This is a genomic window from Miniphocaeibacter massiliensis (genome assembly GCF_900232905.1).
GTDB lineage: Bacteria > Bacillota > Clostridia > Tissierellales > Peptoniphilaceae > Miniphocaeibacter > Miniphocaeibacter massiliensis.
The window spans coordinates 1-18298 of record NZ_OCTQ01000002.1; the positions used below are offsets into that span (position 1 = coordinate 1).

The 18298-nt window shown below is 29.5% G+C and carries 16 protein-coding genes and 1 pseudogene; 1 reads left to right on the plus strand and 16 read right to left on the minus strand.

The genetic code is table 11. The features are described from left to right. Positions 1-347: 347 nt before the first annotated feature. The 3 genes from CS899_RS04065 to CS899_RS04075 form a co-directional block, all read right to left on the minus strand. Positions 348-827 (minus strand): threonine/serine exporter family protein, encoded by a 480-nt coding sequence (locus tag CS899_RS04065; RefSeq protein WP_099203694.1) that lies wholly within the window; start codon positions 825-827, stop codon positions 348-350. Positions 828-836: 9 nt separating this feature from the next. After that, positions 837-1616 (minus strand): threonine/serine exporter family protein, encoded by a 780-nt coding sequence (locus CS899_RS04070; RefSeq protein ID WP_099203695.1) that lies wholly within the window; start codon positions 1614-1616, stop codon positions 837-839. Between the two features lie 62 nt (positions 1617-1678). After that, a complete protein-coding gene (locus CS899_RS04075) occupies positions 1679-2023 on the minus strand; it encodes an FMN-binding protein (RefSeq protein ID WP_099203696.1) in 345 nt (114 codons plus the stop codon). Between the two features lie 89 nt (positions 2024-2112). On the opposite strand from CS899_RS04075, the gene CS899_RS04080 reads away from it, so the two are divergent. After that, complete coding sequence (locus tag CS899_RS04080) at positions 2113-3561, plus strand: leucyl aminopeptidase (RefSeq protein ID WP_164995841.1); 1449 nt, start codon at positions 2113-2115, stop codon at positions 3559-3561. Positions 3562-3638: 77 nt separating this feature from the next. Here the strand turns inward: CS899_RS04080 and xdh are convergent, their stop codons facing one another. The 13 genes and pseudogenes from xdh to CS899_RS04145 all read right to left on the minus strand — a co-directional run bounded on the left by xdh (position 3639) and on the right by CS899_RS04145 (position 18193). Beyond that, positions 3639-6230, minus strand: a complete 2592-nt coding sequence (xdh, locus tag CS899_RS04085) for a selenium-dependent xanthine dehydrogenase (protein WP_207204740.1) — start codon at positions 6228-6230, stop codon at positions 3639-3641. 310 nt (positions 6231-6540) lie between these two features. Further along, positions 6541-7563 carry a Gfo/Idh/MocA family protein gene (locus CS899_RS04090; RefSeq protein WP_099203699.1) on the minus strand — a complete coding sequence of 341 codons (1023 nt, stop codon included), beginning with the start codon at positions 7561-7563 and terminating at the stop codon, positions 6541-6543. Positions 7564-7576: 13 nt separating this feature from the next. Further along, positions 7577-8905 (minus strand): nucleotide sugar dehydrogenase, encoded by a 1329-nt coding sequence (locus CS899_RS04095; RefSeq protein ID WP_099203700.1) that lies wholly within the window; start codon positions 8903-8905, stop codon positions 7577-7579. Between the two features lie 6 nt (positions 8906-8911). Next, on the minus strand, positions 8912-9490 hold the full coding sequence (locus tag CS899_RS04100; RefSeq protein ID WP_099203701.1) for an acyltransferase: 579 nt from the start codon (positions 9488-9490) through the stop codon (positions 8912-8914). Next, on the minus strand, positions 9490-10677 hold the full coding sequence (locus CS899_RS04105; protein WP_099203702.1) for a DegT/DnrJ/EryC1/StrS family aminotransferase: 1188 nt from the start codon (positions 10675-10677) through the stop codon (positions 9490-9492). The genes CS899_RS04100 and CS899_RS04105 overlap by 1 nt, the downstream gene beginning before the upstream one ends. A gap of 8 nt (positions 10678-10685) precedes the next feature. Beyond that, entirely contained in the window at positions 10686-11933 is a 1248-nt protein-coding gene (locus CS899_RS04110) for a glycosyltransferase family 4 protein (RefSeq protein WP_099203703.1), read from the minus strand. Then, positions 11920-12612 carry a sugar transferase gene (locus CS899_RS04115; protein WP_099203704.1) on the minus strand — a complete coding sequence of 231 codons (693 nt, stop codon included), beginning with the start codon at positions 12610-12612 and terminating at the stop codon, positions 11920-11922. The genes CS899_RS04110 and CS899_RS04115 overlap by 14 nt, the downstream gene beginning before the upstream one ends. Beyond that, positions 12599-13804: a DegT/DnrJ/EryC1/StrS family aminotransferase gene (locus CS899_RS04120; protein WP_099203705.1), complete on the minus strand. Its 1206-nt coding sequence runs from the start codon at positions 13802-13804 to the stop codon at positions 12599-12601. The genes CS899_RS04115 and CS899_RS04120 overlap by 14 nt, the downstream gene beginning before the upstream one ends. Before the next feature lie 88 nt (positions 13805-13892). After that, positions 13893-15377: pseudogene (gene lysS, locus CS899_RS04125) on the minus strand (lysine--tRNA ligase); the annotation flags it as partial. A 2-nt stretch (positions 15378-15379) separates the two neighbouring features. Next, positions 15380-15856, minus strand: coding sequence for a transcription elongation factor GreA (gene greA / locus CS899_RS04130; RefSeq protein WP_099203707.1), 477 nt, complete (start codon positions 15854-15856; stop codon positions 15380-15382). A gap of 97 nt (positions 15857-15953) precedes the next feature. Beyond that, positions 15954-16460 (minus strand): hypothetical protein, encoded by a 507-nt coding sequence (locus CS899_RS04135; RefSeq protein WP_099203708.1) that lies wholly within the window; start codon positions 16458-16460, stop codon positions 15954-15956. Continuing rightward, complete coding sequence (gene dusB, locus CS899_RS04140; RefSeq protein WP_242491869.1) at positions 16447-17436, minus strand: tRNA dihydrouridine synthase DusB; 990 nt, start codon at positions 17434-17436, stop codon at positions 16447-16449. The genes CS899_RS04135 and dusB overlap by 14 nt, the downstream gene beginning before the upstream one ends. Then, the gene (locus CS899_RS04145) at positions 17408-18193 is read right to left on the minus strand and encodes a type III pantothenate kinase (RefSeq protein ID WP_100065301.1); all 786 of its coding nucleotides are present in this window, start codon (positions 18191-18193) and stop codon (positions 17408-17410) included. The genes dusB and CS899_RS04145 overlap by 29 nt, the downstream gene beginning before the upstream one ends. Positions 18194-18298 lie beyond the last annotated feature (105 nt).

The following is an 18298-nucleotide window of genomic DNA, read 5'->3' on the forward strand; positions in this document are numbered from 1 at the left end:
TGTGTTAAGCACGCCGCCAGCGTTCGTCCTGAGCCAGGATCAAACTCTCAATTAAAATGTTTGATCAGCTCTTAACTGCTGACTTCTTTATTTTCTTTACACCGAAAATTATTGTTTGGTTGTACTTCTTTTCTCAAAGTTTTTTTACACTTTTCTTTTGTCTAGGTTCTTTCGTTGCACTCTCTCGTGACAACTTTTTAAGTATAGCATACTCTAAAGTTTCTTGTCAACTTTTTTTCTTACCTTTTTATCTACTTGTTTTAAGCAATTAAAAAGGCACTTTCTTAAGTGCCTCTTTATATTATCAACTTTTTATTCTCTTGTCAATATCTTTTTTTCTTCTTTTTTTATCTTTTTCTTTGTTTTCGATTATGTCTATACTTTAAAGGGATTTTTATCCCTTCTTTTCTAGCTCTGTTTATTGATCTTGAAAATATTGTAGATATTACTATCCCCAATGCTAGTGCAGTAGATGAGACTATTGCATCCAATCCATTTCTAAATACTCCATCAAAATTTTGCATCGCTATTCCTTGCATAGTTTTAAAAATTGCTAATCCTGGTACTTGTGGGAGTAATCCAGAAATTAGATATACTGTAGCCGGATATTTTGTTACTTTTGCAAGTATCTCTGAAATAAACCCTATTATTAATGAACTAATTATCAAAGCTATAAATTTAGTATTTACAAGGTACATCGCTACATAGAATGACAACATACCTATAGTGCCAGTAATAAAATTTCCGTAATACGATTTTTTAGGTGAATTAAAAAACATTCCAAAGCATACTGATGCTAATCCTGAACATATTGACTTAAATATCATTTCTTTCTCCTAATAATAAAAATATAAAACTAAACTTACACCTAATGCCATTCCCGCTGCTACTAAAATAGATTGTGTCAAACCATACAAACCTGAAGATACATCTCCACTCATAAAGTCTCTAACTGCATTTGTAAAATATATTCCTGGCAATAACGGTATCATAGCTCCTGTTATTACTATATCTACATTACTTCCTATTCCTAGTTTTATACTTAATACAGCTACTAGAGCTGCCGCAAATGCCCCTGCAATATTATTAAAGAAAAACGAAAAGCTTATTTCAGCAACTTTGAAAAGAGCAAATATACCTGCAAAAGCCGCAAATAATGTAACTATAAAATCTTGCCAGTTTCCTCCGAATATGAATATTAAAAGTGCAGAGCCTAAACTACCAAATAATAAATAATTTTTCAGCTTTTGAAACTTTCCATATCCTATCTCATGAACTATTCCAAAGCTTTCTATTATACTAATTTCTCCCTTTACAAATCTCCTTGAAAAATTGTTTATTAATGCTACTTTATTTAAATCAAAGGAATAAGATTTTATTCTTCTCATCGTAATTATGTCTTCATCTTTATAATTAAAAGAAACCATAACTATATTATATGTAGCATATGCATTTACATTTTTTATATCTGAAAATGCACTACATATTCTAGTAGCTGTATCTTCCGCTCTATATATTTCAGCACCGTTTTGTACTAATACTTGTGCCACATTTACTACTAAAACAGATAAATCCTTAGCTTCTTTTCCATCTCTTATTGTCAAATTATTATTCATAATCGAATTATACCATAGTAAAATAAAAAAAAGACAATATTTTGTCTTTTTGTAAAAATTTATTATTCAGCTTGTTTTATAGCATTATTGACAGCTTCTATAATCCCTTTACTAGTAGATGTTGCTCCAGAAACTGCGTCTACTTTACTTGAATTTTTAGAAATTATGTCCTCTTTTATTTTATCAAAAGATGCCTTTACAAACTCTTCATTGTCTAAACATTCTAATAACTCTATATCTTCAATTTTCCCTTTTGAATTTATTAAAACTGAAACTCTTATATCTCCATTCCTACCTTTACCTACAGCTTCGTAATTGCCAGCTTTATAGGTATTATTTCCACAAGAAGTAAACAAAAGCACTAGAATTATCAATATTAAAATTGTATATGTATTTTTTTTCTTCATAATGTTATCCTTTTTAAGTAATAATATCAACTATAATTTATTGTGTCAATTTCTATTTTTTAGGGTATATGTTAAGTTGGAGGTGTTTTATGAATATAAATATAAATATAAATGAAAATATTAAAAATTCTACAAATGTTTACTTGCTTGATAATAATTATAATATATCAAATATTAATACTGATTTATGCAATTATTTAAAAAGTAAAAAATCATTTGATGCTAAGCTTTTTTCTAAATTTAGCTACATTAATAATTTAGATAGCTATCTTTTAGTTGGTTTAGGAGATGTAAATAAAATTTCTGTTAACGATTTTAGAAAAATTGGTTTCGATATAGCTAAGTTTTTAAAGGATAATAAATTAAAATATGCTAATATCAACTATATTTCCATAGATGTTAATAATGATAGTATTTATTTAAAAGCTTTAATAGAAGGAGTTTTTCAATCTGAGTATAAATTCGATACTTATAAAACTAAAGAAAAAAATAATTCAATAGATTTAAATATAAATATTAACTTAGGTTCTTCTTTTGATTTTGACAATAATTCAATTAATAAAATAAATAATCTAGTAGAAGGAATTAATATTACACGAGAACTTACTAATACCCCAGCTATTGATATGTATCCTGAAGTTTTGGCAAATAAAGCTAAAGAATTACTTGAACCTTTAGGTGTTAAAGTTACTATTTTTGATAAAAATGACATAGAAAATTTGAGTATGACAGCTTTTCTATCAGTTGCTGAAGGGTCTGACAAAGAACCTAAATTCATAAAAATGGAATATATACCTGTTAGAAATGGAGAAGTTTTAGCATTGGTTGGAAAAGGATTAACTTATGATTCTGGAGGATATGCTATTAAGCCACCTCTTGGAATGAGTACAATGATGGGTGATATGGCAGGTTCAGCAACTGTAATAGGTACAATATATGCAATTGCTAAAAATAATATTGGGCAAAATGTTGTGGGGTTAGTTGCCGCTTGTGAAAATATGATTTCTGGTAAAGCATATAAAAATGGTGATATTGTAAAATCTATGAAAGGTACAACTATAGAAGTAAAAAACACAGATGCTGAAGGTAGAGTTACATTAGCCGATTCTTTATACTATGCCGCAACTAAAACTAATGCTACTGCTATCATAGATTTAGCAACTTTAACAGGTGCTTGCGTTGTTGGTTTAGGTGATTATACTACAGGAATAGTCACTAATGATGATAATATTTATAATAAATTATACCAATCATCTGTTGAAGCTGGTGAATATGTGTGGAAATTACCTATAGTAGATGAACTAAGAGAGCAAGTAAAAAGTAAAATTGCTGATATAACCAATTCTACTGGAAAACCTGGAGGTGCCATTACCGCTGGAATTTTTTTAGAAGAGTTCGTTGAAGGAAAATCTTGGGCTCATATGGATATTGCTGGTCCAGCTTCTACAGAATCTGAATATGGTTATATTCCTAGAGGAGCAACAGGTATTCCTGTTAAAACTTTATACAATTTCGTAAAGAATTTTAATTTAAAATAGAAGAGTATAAGCTCTTCTTTTTTATTAAAAAAGAAGATTCAATTTTCAAGCTTGAATCTTCTCTTTTATAATTCTTATTATTTTTTTACTACTTTTTTCTTTTTTGTATAAGCTGTATCTTCCATTGGCAATTTTGTTCTTAATACATTATCAAAGGCATAATAAGCTCCTTGAGCTGCTGGAGCTGTAGGTATTGTTGCAATTTCTCCAACGCCTTTTGAACCATAAGCAAATGGTAATAATTCATTTTTCTCTACATATATTGCATTAATATTAGGAATATCTGTTGCCCTCATTAATCCTAATGTACCAAATTTAACTTTTGGCACACAGTCCTCTAGTGGAAAATCTTCTGTAAGAGCATAACCTAACCCCATTAGTACTCCACCTTCAATTTGTCCTTGAATTGAAATTGGGTTTACAACTTTTCCTGAATCATGAGCAGCATGAACTTCTTTTACTTTTCCATCATCATCTAATACAACAACATGTGTAGCAAAACCATATGCAACGTGACTAACTGGATTTGGTTTATCAGAACCTAACTTATCTGTAGGTTCAAAGAATTCTGCATAATATTCTTTACCTTCCAGTTTAGCTAAATCTCCACCTACCTCATCTAAATCTTTCTTTAAATCTACTGATGCCATACGTACTGCTTCACCCGTAATTAATGTTTGACGAGATCCTGATGTAGTTCCTGAATCTGGTGCAAGTTCAGAGTTAACACCCATATGTTTGATTTTATCTAATCCCATATTTATTGTTTCAGATATCATTTGTAAGAAAACTGTAAAGCAACCTTGTCCAATATCTGATGCTGCTGTATATAGTTCTGCAACTCCATTATTTACTATTATCTTTGCTCTACCTTTATCTGGAAGTCCTACTCCTACTCCTGCATTTTTCATAGAGCATGCTATCCCTGCTCTTCCAGGATTATTTTCATAAACATCTTTAACTGCTTCTAATGTTTCTTTTAATGCTGTTGATACATCTGCTATTTGTCCATTTGGTAAAACTTTCCCTGGCTCAATAGCGTTTCTATAACGAATTTCCCAAGGAGAAATCCCTACTTTTTCCGCTAATAAGTTTATGTTTGATTCTAATGCAAACTCACTTTGGCATACCCCAAATCCACGAAAAGCTCCTGCTGGTGGGTTATTTGTATAATATCCGTAACCTCTAATATCTGTATTTTGATAAGTGTACGGTCCAACTGAATGAGTACAAGCTCTTTCTAATACTGGTCCACAAAGTGAAGCATATGCTCCTGTATCAAAGTAAATATCACAGTCTAATGCTGTAAATATACCATTTTCATCACAACCCAAAGTGAAAGTTCCCTCCATGGCGTGTCTTTTAGGGTGGAAGTTAAGAGATTCTTGACGAGTAAGTTTTATTTTAACAGTTTTTTGAAGTTTGTTTGCTGCTAAGCAAGCTAAATGTTGAACAGAAACATCTTCTTTACCACCAAATCCTCCGCCTACTAGTTTATTTTCTACAACAATTTTCTCTTCATCCCAACCAAACATTATAGCTATCTCTTTTCTTGTATCATAAACACCTTGGTCTGAAGTATAAACTTTTACTCCATCTTTATAAGGTAATGCTATTGCACATTCTGGTTCTAAGAAAGCATGCTCTGTAAATGGTGTACTATATGATTGAGTTACTGTGTATTTAGATTCTGCTAAAGCCTTTTTAGCGTCCCCTCTTGTAACATGTCTTTGCTGACAAAGATTTCCATTTTCATGAACTTTAGGAGCGTCTTCTGCCATAGCTTCTTTTATACTCCTAACTGGTTCTAAAACTTCATATTTTACCTTCACCAAAGCTTTTGCTTTTGCTAGTACTTCTTCTGTCTCAGCAACAACTAAACATATTGCATCACCTAAAGATCTTGTAATATCGCCTTTAGCTATAAAAACGTCCCAATCTTGTTGTATATGTCCAACTTTATTGTTAGGTACATCCTCTGCTGTTAATATATCTATAACCCCTGGTAATTCTAAAGCCTTTGATAAATCAATATCTACAACTCTAGCTCTAGGATGTTTAGAACGAACTGCTGAACCATAAGTCATGCCTTCCATAACAACATCATCACAATATTCTCCAGTTCCAAGTACTTTTTCTCTTACATCTACTCTAAAAGCACCTTCTCCAACTCCATAAGTTTTTCCTTTTTCAAGATCATCTATCTTTTCATCACCACGAAGTATAGCAGCTGCCAGTTCTATTCCTTCTATGATTTTCTTATATCCTGTACAACGACAAATATTTCCCCTTATAGCTTTCTTTATTTCTTCTTCTGTAGGATTTGGATTTGTATCAATTAAAGCTTTTCCTGCTATAACCATACCTGGTATACAGAACCCACATTGAACTGAACCTTTAGCCCCAAAAGCATACACAAATGCTTCTTTCTCTTGTTCTGACATACCTTCAACTGTAATTATTTCTTTGTTGGCTGCTCTACTAGTTTTTAAAACACAAGCTCTCATCGATTTTCCATCAACTATAATACTACAAGTACCACAAGCTCCTTCACTACATCCATCTTTTACTGAAAATAGATTTAACTCTTTTCTAAGATAAGTTAACAGAGAAACATCTTCTGTTGTTTCACATATTTTACCATTAACTGTAAATATATATTTTTCCATTATGTATACCCCTTAATTAAATATTTTTATATAAGCTTAAATTTATTGTTTTAATTATAAATTATTAAATTCCTCTATAAACATCTCTCCTTAATAAATTATTAAATAAAATCACAGTTATTTTAATTACTTCTTTGTATTTTCAAAAATATATCGTACAATATTAATAACTTTGCCTATTTTTCTTCTTAATATATTCTAACAACAATTTAATGTTCTGACAATAGTAAATGAAAACCTTTTTATATACTCTAAGGTGCTATTTTATCAAAAAAATAGAGGATAACTGAACAAGTTATCCTCTATTACATTAAGGTCTTTTCTCATCTTCATAAGATTTTAAAATCACTTCTACTGGTTTTCTAGCTTCATACCCAGTAACTAATGGCTGAGTATCATTATTTACAGCATCTATAAAATCTTTGTAAAGCGGTGTATGACCATTTCCATAGACATTATCTATTTCATCTTTTGAAATATCCGCTTTTTCATTTTCATCTTTAAAGTTCCAAGTTTTTATTTCGTTTACAGCAAGCCCTCCTATTACAGCAGTACCTGTTTCTCCAAAAATACTTAAAGTTTCTTCAAGATTTTTAGGATATACACATGCAGAGCCTTCTATTATACCTATAGAACCATTTGCAAATCTTAACAATATGGCACCAAAATCTTCCATTTCAATATTTCTCAAGAAAGTTCCTCTTTCAGATTTAACAGAAACAACTTCTGAGCCCATCATCCATAAAAGCAAATCAATATTGTGAATGCATTGATTCATCAATGTACCACCATCTAATGCCTTTGTTCCTCTCCATGGAGCCATATCATAATAATTTTGGTCTCTTGTCCATAAAATTCTAGCAGTTCCATTAATTATATTTCCAAATTTACCTTCATCAATGGCTTTTCTAAGTTTCTGTATCGGTGGATTAAATCTATTTTGATGACTTACCGCTACCTTTAAATTCTTCTTATCAGATAATTCATTAATAATATCTATTTCTTCTAAAGTCATAGCCATAGGCTTTTCAATTATTAGATTTACACCTTTGTTTAAACAAACTACTGAAATTTCTCCATGATATCCACTTTCAGTAGCTATTGCAACATAATCGATATTTTCTCTGTCTAACATTTCTTTATAGTCCGTGTAAACAGCTACTTTTGCATCAGGAAATTTTTCATTGTACTGTTCTTTTTTCGCTATTGCTCTTTCTTCAATTAAATCACAAACTGCTGTTAGTTCAGTTTCTTCACTATTATTAATAATAGCTTCAACATGTTTATATGAAATTCTACCACAACCTATAATGGCACATCGTAATTTTTGCAAATTAAGCCTCCAATTATAACAATTCTATATTATCTTTATTGTTTTTAACATCCTTTGTAGCATATTTAGTATCAAATACATATTTAGCATTATCTACTACCATTTGGTAGTCTACATTTGAATGATTTGTTGTAATAACAACTAAATCATATGATGATATTACTTCTGGAGTTATTTCTTTTAATGAGTTAATTTCTACATCTCCATATTTAAATGAAGGATTGTATCCATCATAATATGATAAGTCAGCGCCTTCTTTATTAAAATAATCATATACTACTAAAGCTGGACTATCTCTTAAATCATCAATATCATTTTTATATGCAACACCTAGTAATAATACTTTAGCACCATTTAAAGCTTTCTTAAAGTTTTTAGATAATATTTTCATTGATCTTTCTATAACCCATTCTGGCATAAAGTCATTAACTGATCCTGAAGCTTCTATAATTCTCATATGTGAATCATATTCTTTAGCTTTCCAAGTTAAATAAAATGGATCTAAAGGTATACAATGTCCCCCTATACCAGGTCCTGGATAAAACGCTTGGAAACCATATGGTTTAGTTTTTGCTGCGTCTACTACTTCCCAAATATTAATTCCCATTTTATTTGCTATTAATGCAAACTCATTAATCAAACCTATATTAACATTTCTGTAAGTATTTTCTAATATTTTTTCCATTTCAGCAATTTTAGGAGATGAAACTGTAAAAACTTCACCTTCTAATACATTTCTATATAAAGCTGCTGCTACTTCTGTAGAATCATCTCCTACACCACCAACAACTTTTGGAGTATTCTTAGTTTTATATATTTTATTACCTGGATCAACTCTTTCTGGTGAAAATGCTAAGAAGAAATCTTCTCCACATTTTAATCCTGAGCCTTCTTCTAATAAAGGTAACATCAATTCTTCTGTTGTTCCTGGATAAGTTGTAGATTCTAGTACTACTATACTTCCTTTTTTAAGATATTTTGCAACATCTTTAGTTGATTTTTCTACATAAGATATATCTGGTTGTTGATATTCATCTAATGGAGTTGGAACTGCGATAGCTATAAAATCACATGAAGCAACTTCTTCAAAATTATCTGTAGCTCTTAACACTCCTTTTGATACTAACTCTGCTAATTCTTCATCAACTACATCTCCTATGTAGTTATGTCCTTCATTAACTAATTTAACTTTTTCAGGTAATACATCAAATCCTATTACTTTATAACCTACATTAGCTTTTTCAACAGCTAATGGAAGTCCTACATACCCTAAGCCTATTACACCTACTACTAATTCTTTTGATTCAATTTTACTTAATAATTCTTGTTTAATATTTGACATTTTGGATTACTCCTTTTCTTTTAAAGTTTTATCTTCTAACTTGTATATTTTACCACAAACATTACAACTATATTCGTTATTGGCATCACTTTTTTCCAATTTTTCTCCACATTCACAAACATACCCAATTTTTCTAGCCGGATTACCAACTACAAGTTCATAATCACCTATATTTTTAGTTACAACAGCTCCCGCACCTATTAATGCAAATTTACCTATGCTATTACCACATACAATAGTTGCATTAGCACCAACCGAAGCTCCTTTTTTCAATACAGTTTTTTTGTATTCATCTTTTTTTTCTATTAAAGAACGCGGATTTATTACATTTGTAAAAACACAAGATGGTCCCAAGAATACACCTTCTTCACACTCAACTCCTGTATATACTGAAACATTATTTTGTATTTTTACTTTATCTCCAATTATTACTCCTGATGATATAACTACATTTTGTCCAATATTACAATTTTTACCAATCTTACAATCTGGCATTATGTGTGAAAAGTGCCATATTTTTGTCCCTTCTCCTATTTTGCATCCTTCATCTACATAGCTAGATTCATGAACAAAGAAATCTTTCATTAATTAAACTCCTTTATCGCCTCAACAATATAGTCTATTTCCTCTTTTTCCAACTCTGGAAACATTGGTATTGCAAAAGTTCTCTTAGAAAGGTATTCAGAATTAGGACAATCTCCCTCTACATACCCCATTGGTTTAAATACTTTCTGTAAATGCATTGGAACTGGATAGTAAGTACCCGTAGCTATCCCTTTTTCTTTTAAATATGCACATATTTCTTCCCTTTTCTCTGATTGCAAAATATAAAGATGATATACATGCTTTCCATTTTCTTCTACTACAGGTGTAACTAAGTTAGTTTCTTTTAGTCCTTCATTATAAAATTTTGCATTATTAATTCTTTTATCTGTCCAATTGCTTATCTTTCTTAATTTAATTCTCAAAATAGCAGCTTGAAGTTCATCTAATCTAGAATTTTGTCCTATTATATAATTATAATATTTTAAAGGATTATATACAGTATTATCTGTAGATTTATCTTCTTCAACTTCTTCGTTTATATTGTTTAAAATATTATATGCCTTTAATCCGTTTTCTCCTGAACCATGAACTCTTAGAGCTTTCAATACTGTAGCTAAATCATCATTATTAGTTACGATCATTCCCCCATCTCCAGCACAGCCTAAGTTCTTTGTTGGAAAAAATGAAAAACATGCAATATCAGATAGCGTTCCTATTTTTTTTCCTTTATATTCAGCTGCAATAGCTTGTGCTGCATCCTCTACAACATATATTGAATGTTTCTTTGCAATTCTGTTAATTTCATCCATATCACAAGGATTTCCAAAAATATGAACCGCTATTATAGCTTTTGTATTTTCATTTATTTTTTCTTCTATTTTTGTTGTATCTATATTGTAAGTATCTATGTTTACATCTACAAATACAGGTTTAGCTCCTACATAACTAATAGCTTCAGCTGTTGCAAAAAAAGTATAACTAGTAGTTATAACTTCATCTCCACATCCTATACCTAAAGCTTTTAAAGCAATTATCAATGCATCTGTTCCGTTTCCTACAGAAATTGAATTTTTAACACCTATATAATCAGAAAATTCTTTTTCAAAAGATTTTACATTTTCACCCATAATATATTGAGCGTTATTCAATACTTTTAAAACTGCCTCATCTGATTCGTCCTTTATTGATGCATATTGTCTCTTTAAATCAATTAAAGAAATATTCATAGTTCCTCCTATTTTATCTTCTTAAATGATTCTTCTAATCTATCTGTTAATACTGAAAAATCAAAATCTTTAGCTGCATTTAACGCATTTGTGCAATATTGGTCATATTTATTTTTATCTTCCCTATATAAATTATAAAAATATGTCAGGGACTCCGCGATTGCTTCACTTGTATTACTACTAGCAACCTTTCCAAAATCATACAATTCTATTGGATCATATCCACAAGACTGATTTGATAAGACAGGTTTTCCTGCTGCCATGTATTCAAAAAGCTTATTTGGACTCATTCCATATTTATATAATTCAGGTAAGTTAGCGACAGATAATAATTGAAGATCTGATTGAGTAAGTATCGATGGTACCTCATTTTTATTTACTCTTCCTTTGAATATTACATTATCTAATCCTTTAGTTTTACAATATTTTTCTAGCTCTTCTTTTTCTCCACTATCACCAAAAATTAAAAACTTAATATTATCGCAATTGCTATTTTTCAATATCTCAAAGGCCTTGATAGTAATTCCCAAATCATTTGCTCTACCTATAGCTCCTGTAAATACAAGTTTAAAAGCATTTTTATCAGACAAATCTTTGTCAACATACTTACTATTTGCTACATTTTCGTAAAAAGTTTTTAAGTCTATACCATTATTTATATAATCCACTTTTGATGTGTTGAGGTTTCTATCCCTTATGTAATCTATACCGCCTGGTATTGTAAATATATTTCTATCAGCTTTTCTATACATCTTTCTTTCTATACTGTATAAAATTTTAGAAATAATATTTTTCCTACCAACTTTCCCCATAGCTACAAATGTTTCAGGCCAAAGATCCCTAGTTTCTGTTATAAATTTAGCACCTGTTCTTTTTGCAATTTTATTAGCAGCCATCCATGTCAATGGATGTGGAGAAGAAGCAAGTATTAAATCTGGTTTAACAAAATTTTTAGTAACTTTTGGTACCCTTAAATAATACTCTAATATATTTAAGATTCTTTTATAATCACTATTTTGGTAAGTACTTGTCTTTACAAATACATATTCAACACCATTATAGTTATCAACTTTATACTTACTATCATTAGTTATCATATTAATAGAAGTAGTATGAATCGTAGATGCTGTGAATATTTTAACATTATATCCTCTATCTATCAAGTGTTTTGCAAAATTGTAATGCCGTGTAAATTTCCCTATATTAGGCGGATCTGCATAATGATTTATTATCCATATATTCTTAAGATTCTTCATTTTCACCTTTCCCCACTACCCTGAAAATTGTTAAAAAAATTAATTTTATATCATATAGCAAAGATATTTTTTGTATATACTCTAAATTTATATTTAATTTAGTAGGCATTATCTCATTTATATATGTTTCTTCAGGATTGCTACTAAGTCCCAGAATACTGGACTCATCTCTATATTTAATCGATGAGAGATCCGTTATTCCAGGTTTTATTTTTAATACGTTCTTTTGATATTCGTCGTAAATATTTACATATTTTCTTACTTCTGGTCTAGGACCTACAAAACTCATGTCGCCTTTTAATACATTTATTAACTGAGGTAATTCATCCAATTTAGTTTTTCTAAGAAATTTACCTATTCCTGTTATTCTTTTATCTTCTCCTACTGTTATCAACATGCCCTTTTTATCTGCATCTACAATCATAGTTCTAAATTTAAATATTTTAAAATCCTTATTGTCCCTTTTAACTCTTACTTGTCTATAAAAAATAGGTCCTTTTGAAGTTAACTTAATAATTATAGATATTATTATCAAAGGTATTCCAAATATAATTAAACCTATAGCAGACATTAATATATCAAATAATCTTTTTATAAATAATGTAATTTTTTTTCTATTTAAGATTTTATCTATATCTTTTGAAAAATCTTCTGCATTTTTGTATTTATTTTGCAGCATTTTCCACTAATTCCTTAAAATTATCAATTACATAGTTTACTTCTTCATCTGTCAAAAGGGTATGAAGTGGTAATGTAATCTCATTTTTATATTGATTATATGCATTAGGATAATGTTCAATATCAAAACCTAAATTTTTATATGCTGTTAACATAGGAAGAGGTTTATAATGAACATTTGTTGCTATTCCTCTTTCTGACATTCCTTCTATTATTCTATTTCTTCTATCTTCTTCTATTCCATCTATTCTGCTTAAATAAAGGTGACCATTACTGTTATAATTATCTCCTGTATGCTTTAATGGATTTATTGATGTTCCTTCAAAAGCATTATCATACATTTTTATTATTTCTTTTCGCCTTTTTAAAAGTCCATCATATCTTCTAAATTGTGCAAGTCCAATAGCAGCTGTTAAATCTGGCATATTGTATTTATAATTCAATCCAATAATATCATATTCCCAAGAACCCAATTTTGTTTTAGCTAATGCATCCTTGTTTTGTCCATGTAAAGATAGTAATTGTATTCTTTTGTAAATCTCTTCATCTTCTATACCAGAAATACTCTTCCAAGATATAGCTCCACCTTCTGCTGTTGTAAAATTCTTTACTGCATGAAATGAATAATTTGCAAAATCTGATAAAGATCCTGATTTTCTATTGTAATATGTGGAACCTAAAGAATGAGCGTTGTCTGATACTATTGCTATTCTTCCAAGTAATTTTTGTATGTCTGAATTCGGTTTAAAAATACTCTTCTTTTTTAAAATAACATCTTTTATTCTATCATAATCTACAGGAACCCCTGCAATATCTACTGGTATAATAGCCTTAGTATTTTCTGTTATTGCTTCACTTAATTTTTCATAGTCCATCATATAACTATCTTTTTTTGTATCAATTAATACTATTTTTGCTCCCACATGATTTATAACACTAGCTGATGCTGTATAAGTATAAGCCGAAGTTATAACTTCATCACCTTCTCCTATACCTAATAATCTTAACGCTACTTCCATAGCTGCGGTTGCGGAATTTAGACATACTGTCCCATTTGTATTTAAGTATTTTGTAATTAGTTTTTCTAATTCTTTTGTTTTTGGACCAGTTGTTATCCATCCAGATTTTAAAGTATCCACTACTTCATCTATTTCTTCTTGAGAAATATCTGGTGGAGAAAATTGTATTTTCATAGCCCCTCCTATTTAAAAATAACTATTTTATTATTTTACTACTTTTTATTACGAAAAAAAAGTAAGACAGGCTACTGTCTTACTCCATATTCTTCTCTTTTTCTATACCTACTGGCTTCATTGTTGGGAATAAAAGCACATCTCTTATAGAAGATTGGTTAGTAAGTAGCATGATTAATCTATCCACACCTATTCCTAGTCCACCCGTTGGTGGTAAACCTACCTCTAGAGAATTTATGAAGTCGTAATCCATCATTTGAGCCTCTTCGTCTCCCTTTTCTCTAGCCTTTACTTGATCCTCAAATCTACTCTTTTGATCTATTGCATCATTTAGCTCACTAAAAGCATTAGCTAATTCGTTTGCATTTACAAATGCTTCAAATCTCTGAGTAAATCGTGGATCTTCTGGATCTCTCTTAGCTAAAGGACTAACTTCAACTGGATGTTTAATTATAAAAGTTGGTTGAATTAAATGTTCTTCACAAAAAGTTTCAAAAAATTCTGCTATAACATGACCTCTTGTAAACTCTTCTTCTACTTCAACATTTTTTTCTTTTGCAATTTTTCTTGCTTCTTCATCTGTTGAAATATCATTAAAATCTACATCAGCATATTTTTTTATAGCGTCTACCATAGTAATTCTATTCCATGGTGGAGTAAAATCTATTTCTATTCCTTGATATTCAACTTTCATAGTTCCAAGTACTTCCTGTGCTACTGTTGAAACCATATTTTCAGTAATATCCATCATATCTTCATAATCGCCATATGCCTGATATAATTCTATTGCGGTATATTCTGGATTATGACTATGATCCATTCCTTCATTTCTAAACATTCTTCCCATTTCATATACTTTGTCAAAGCCACCTACTATAAGTCTTTTTAAATATAGTTCATTTGCTATTCTTAAATACATATCTATGTCTAATGTATTATGGTGAGTAATAAATGGTCTTGCATTGGCTCCACCTGCTATAGTATTTAATATAGGTGTTTCCACTTCCAAAAATCCTCTATTATCTAAGAATTTTCTTATAGCAGTTATAATTTTACTTCTAATAACAAAAACATTTTTTATTTCAGGATTTACTATTAAATCTACATATCTTTGTCTATATCTCAAGTCTGGATCTTTTAACCCATGCCACTTTTCTGGCAAAATTTGTAAAGATTTAGTAAGTAAAGTAAGTTTTTTAGTTCTTATACTTATTTCACCAGTTTTAGTTGTAAAAACTTCTCCCTCTGCGCCAACTATATCGCCCATGTCCAAATCTTTTACTTCTTCGTAATCATCTTCACCTATATCATTCATTCTATTGAATAATTGAATTCTTCCAGCAGAATCTTGCAAGTCCATAAAGTTAACTTTACCATGACCTCTTTTAGTCATTATACGGCCTGAAACTCTTACTGTCTTTCCTTCATATTCATCATAATTATCTTTAATTATTTTCGAATAAGTAACATCTTTGAAATTTTCTATTTTATGAGGATCTTTTCCTTCATCAACTAATTTTTTTAATTTTTCTCTTCTTATTAGAAGCATTTCATTAAGATTTAATTCTTCCATTTCTACCTCTTAATATCAAGTATTTCATATTCAAATGAACCACCATTAGTCTGAACTGTTACTTTCTCACCTTTTTTTCTTCCTAAGCAAGCTTTCCCTACAGGAGACTCGTTTGATATTTTACCATTAAAAGGATCTGCTTCTGCAGAACCTACTATTGTATATTCTTCTTCTATATCTTCTTCTAAGTCCTTTAATATTATTGTACAACCAGCAACAACTACGTCTGTCTTTATATTTGATTCTTCTATAATCTTTGCATTTATCAACATGTGCTCTAATACAAGTATTCTATCTTCTACTTGTGCTTGCTCATTTTTAGCTTCATCATACTCAGCATTTTCAGATAAATCACCAAAACCTCTAGCTACTTTAATCTTATCTGCTACTTCTTTTCTTCTTATTGTTTTTAAAAAATCTAATTCATCTTCTAGTTTTTTATAACCTTCTTTTGTAAGAAGGATTTCTTTTTCGGACATAAATCATTCTCCCTTAAAAAATAATTAGCGAAAGCAATACTTTCGCACATTATTCTTATTATATTCTTGTTGCTTTCTTATGTCAAGAAATGTCAATTTAGCTTTTTGTCGGATCTAAATTTTCACCTATAGCCTCTATTATTCTAATGCTATTTTCTTTACTCTCTATAATTTTAAATTTTGTTAGTTTTTGCTCATCATTTTTGTCATGAATGTAAAAAATTATACTATCTTTACTTTCACTTATCTCTTCTTTTCTATAAGTGTATATTCTTTTCCAGTTATAAAATATACTCCTATACAAAATTCCATTATCATATATTCCAACTTGATATCTTTTATAGTCAATTATAGTTAAAGTAAATAATAAAATTGTTATTCCTAAATAAATTAATATACCTATGATAGAATATTTGTTTTTTAACAAAAAAGCATTAATAGCCGTTGTTGCTAATACTACAAAAGAAATTAAAACCCCTATCATCTCTATAGGTCTATCCTCTATTAACCCATTCTTATATATAAATATAGGTTTCTTTAGATATATAATTTTTCTAATTACAAAAACAAATACTATTACAACTGCTGCACTAATAAGAAACAATGTCACACCTTCTACTCTCATTTTTAAATTTATCTAGTGATAAAAAAATCTCTTCTAAAGTATTCAAAGTATTTATTCTATTTTTTAATTCATTTGAATTTCTTAACCCCTTTAAATACCAAGCAACATGTTTTCTCATTTCATTTATACCTATTCTTTCTCCCACTAAATCTATCTTTAAAAAATAATGTTTTTTTATTAATTCAATCAATTCATCTAATTTAGGTTTATAATTTGTCCTTGAAAATAGATAAGGATTTTGTAATGCCCCTCTAGCCAAAGAAACTCCATCACATAAAGTGTAGTTAAACATTTCATATATTGCAATTTCAGAATTTAAATCGCCATTTCCAATTACTGGTATGCTTAATTCTTCTTTAAGTTTCTTTATAGCATTCCAGTCTGCTTTACCAGAATAATATGCCTTTCTAGTTCTAGGATGTAAAGTAACCATACTAACACCTGCATTTTCAGCAATTTTTCCTAATTCTACATAATTAATTGATTCTTCATCCCATCCTAATCTAAATTTAACAGATACTTCTTTATTAGAAGATTTAACAACTGCTCGCAATATTTTATCTGCTAATTTCAAGTCCTTCATAAGCGCTGAACCTTCTCCATTTTTGACAATCTTTGGAGCAGGACATCCCATATTTATATCTATCATAATAAAATCATCATTTTCATTAAAATTACGTTTTATAATCTCAGACATAATATAAGGATCATTGCCAAATATTTGAACCCCTAAATTTGTCTCGTTTTTAGATTTTTTAAGTAATCTTTTGGTCCCTTTATCACTATGATATAATCCTTTAGCTGACACCATTTCTGTGAAATTTAATCCTGATCCTAATTCAGATGCAATTTCTCTAAACGAAGCATCTGTAATTCCAGCCAATGGTGCCATAAAAATATTATTATCTAACTCTAATTTCCCAATATTAATCTTTTTTCTTTTTATTTCTATCATATATAATTCTTAAACCTTCCAACGCTAACATTTTATCAACTAATTGAATATATTTACTGTTATTTGAAATTAAAGCAGCAAATCCTCCTGTTCCTATTATTTGAACTTCTTTTTCACTAAGCCCTTCAGAGTCCAACATTTTTCCTATTAAAAAGTCCACTAGTCCAATACATCCATAAACAAGTCCTGACTGCATACTCTCCCTTGTTGATCTACCTATAATACTACTTGGTATTGCTAAATCTATCTTAGGAAGCTTAGCTGTTTTATTAAATAGAGCATCTGCTGATATTTCTATACCTGGTGCTATAATTCCACCTAAATATTCTCCATCTTTATTTATGTAATCTAACGTTATGGCCGTTCCTATGTCGACTATAATCGATGGTCCTCCATAATTATTATATGCTGCTACTGCTGTTACAAGCCTATCTGTGCCTACTTCGTTTGGATTTTTATATTTATTAATTATACCTAAATTAATTTCATTAGAAACAATGATAGGCTCTTTTCCTAAATATCTTTTACAAGCCGCTGAAATAGTATGCATTAAGTTAGGAACTACTGAAGATATAATAATATCATCTAGTTTTTCAATATTAATTGATGCAAAATCAAAAAAATCTTTAAATAATAATCCATATTCATCGGAGGTTTTATTTTTATCAGAAGAAATTCTCCAATCAAAAACAAGTTCATCCTTTAAATATACTCCAAATACAATATTTGTATTTCCAACATCTATTACTAATAAAATAAATATCACCTCTTTAGTATATTTCTATAAGTTAAATAAAGTTCATTAACCAATAAGATAATTTTAAACAATATATTATAAAAAGTAAACAAAATTGGAATTCTA

Coding starts and splice junctions, on each gene's coding strand:
- CS899_RS04065 (WP_099203694.1), bottom strand. CDS start 827: ATGATATTTAAGTCAATATGTTCAGGATTAGCATCAGTATGCTTTGGA.
- CS899_RS04070 (WP_099203695.1), bottom strand. CDS start 1,616: ATGAATAATAATTTGACAATAAGAGATGGAAAAGAAGCTAAGGATTTA.
- CS899_RS04075 (WP_099203696.1), bottom strand. CDS start 2,023: ATGAAGAAAAAAAATACATATACAATTTTAATATTGATAATTCTAGTG.
- CS899_RS04080 (WP_164995841.1), top strand. CDS start 2,113: ATGAATATAAATATAAATATAAATGAAAATATTAAAAATTCTACAAAT.
- xdh (WP_207204740.1), bottom strand. CDS start 6,230: ATGGAAAAATATATATTTACAGTTAATGGTAAAATATGTGAAACAACA.
- CS899_RS04095 (WP_099203700.1), bottom strand. CDS start 8,905: ATGTCAAATATTAAACAAGAATTATTAAGTAAAATTGAATCAAAAGAA.
- CS899_RS04100 (WP_099203701.1), bottom strand. CDS start 9,490: ATGAAAGATTTCTTTGTTCATGAATCTAGCTATGTAGATGAAGGATGC.
- CS899_RS04105 (WP_099203702.1), bottom strand. CDS start 10,677: ATGAATATTTCTTTAATTGATTTAAAGAGACAATATGCATCAATAAAG.
- CS899_RS04110 (WP_099203703.1), bottom strand. CDS start 11,933: ATGAAGAATCTTAAGAATATATGGATAATAAATCATTATGCAGATCCG.
- CS899_RS04115 (WP_099203704.1), bottom strand. CDS start 12,612: ATGCTGCAAAATAAATACAAAAATGCAGAAGATTTTTCAAAAGATATA.
- CS899_RS04120 (WP_099203705.1), bottom strand. CDS start 13,804: ATGAAAATACAATTTTCTCCACCAGATATTTCTCAAGAAGAAATAGAT.
- greA (WP_099203707.1), bottom strand. CDS start 15,856: ATGTCCGAAAAAGAAATCCTTCTTACAAAAGAAGGTTATAAAAAACTA.
- dusB (WP_242491869.1), bottom strand. CDS start 17,436: ATGATAGAAATAAAAAGAAAAAAGATTAATATTGGGAAATTAGAGTTA.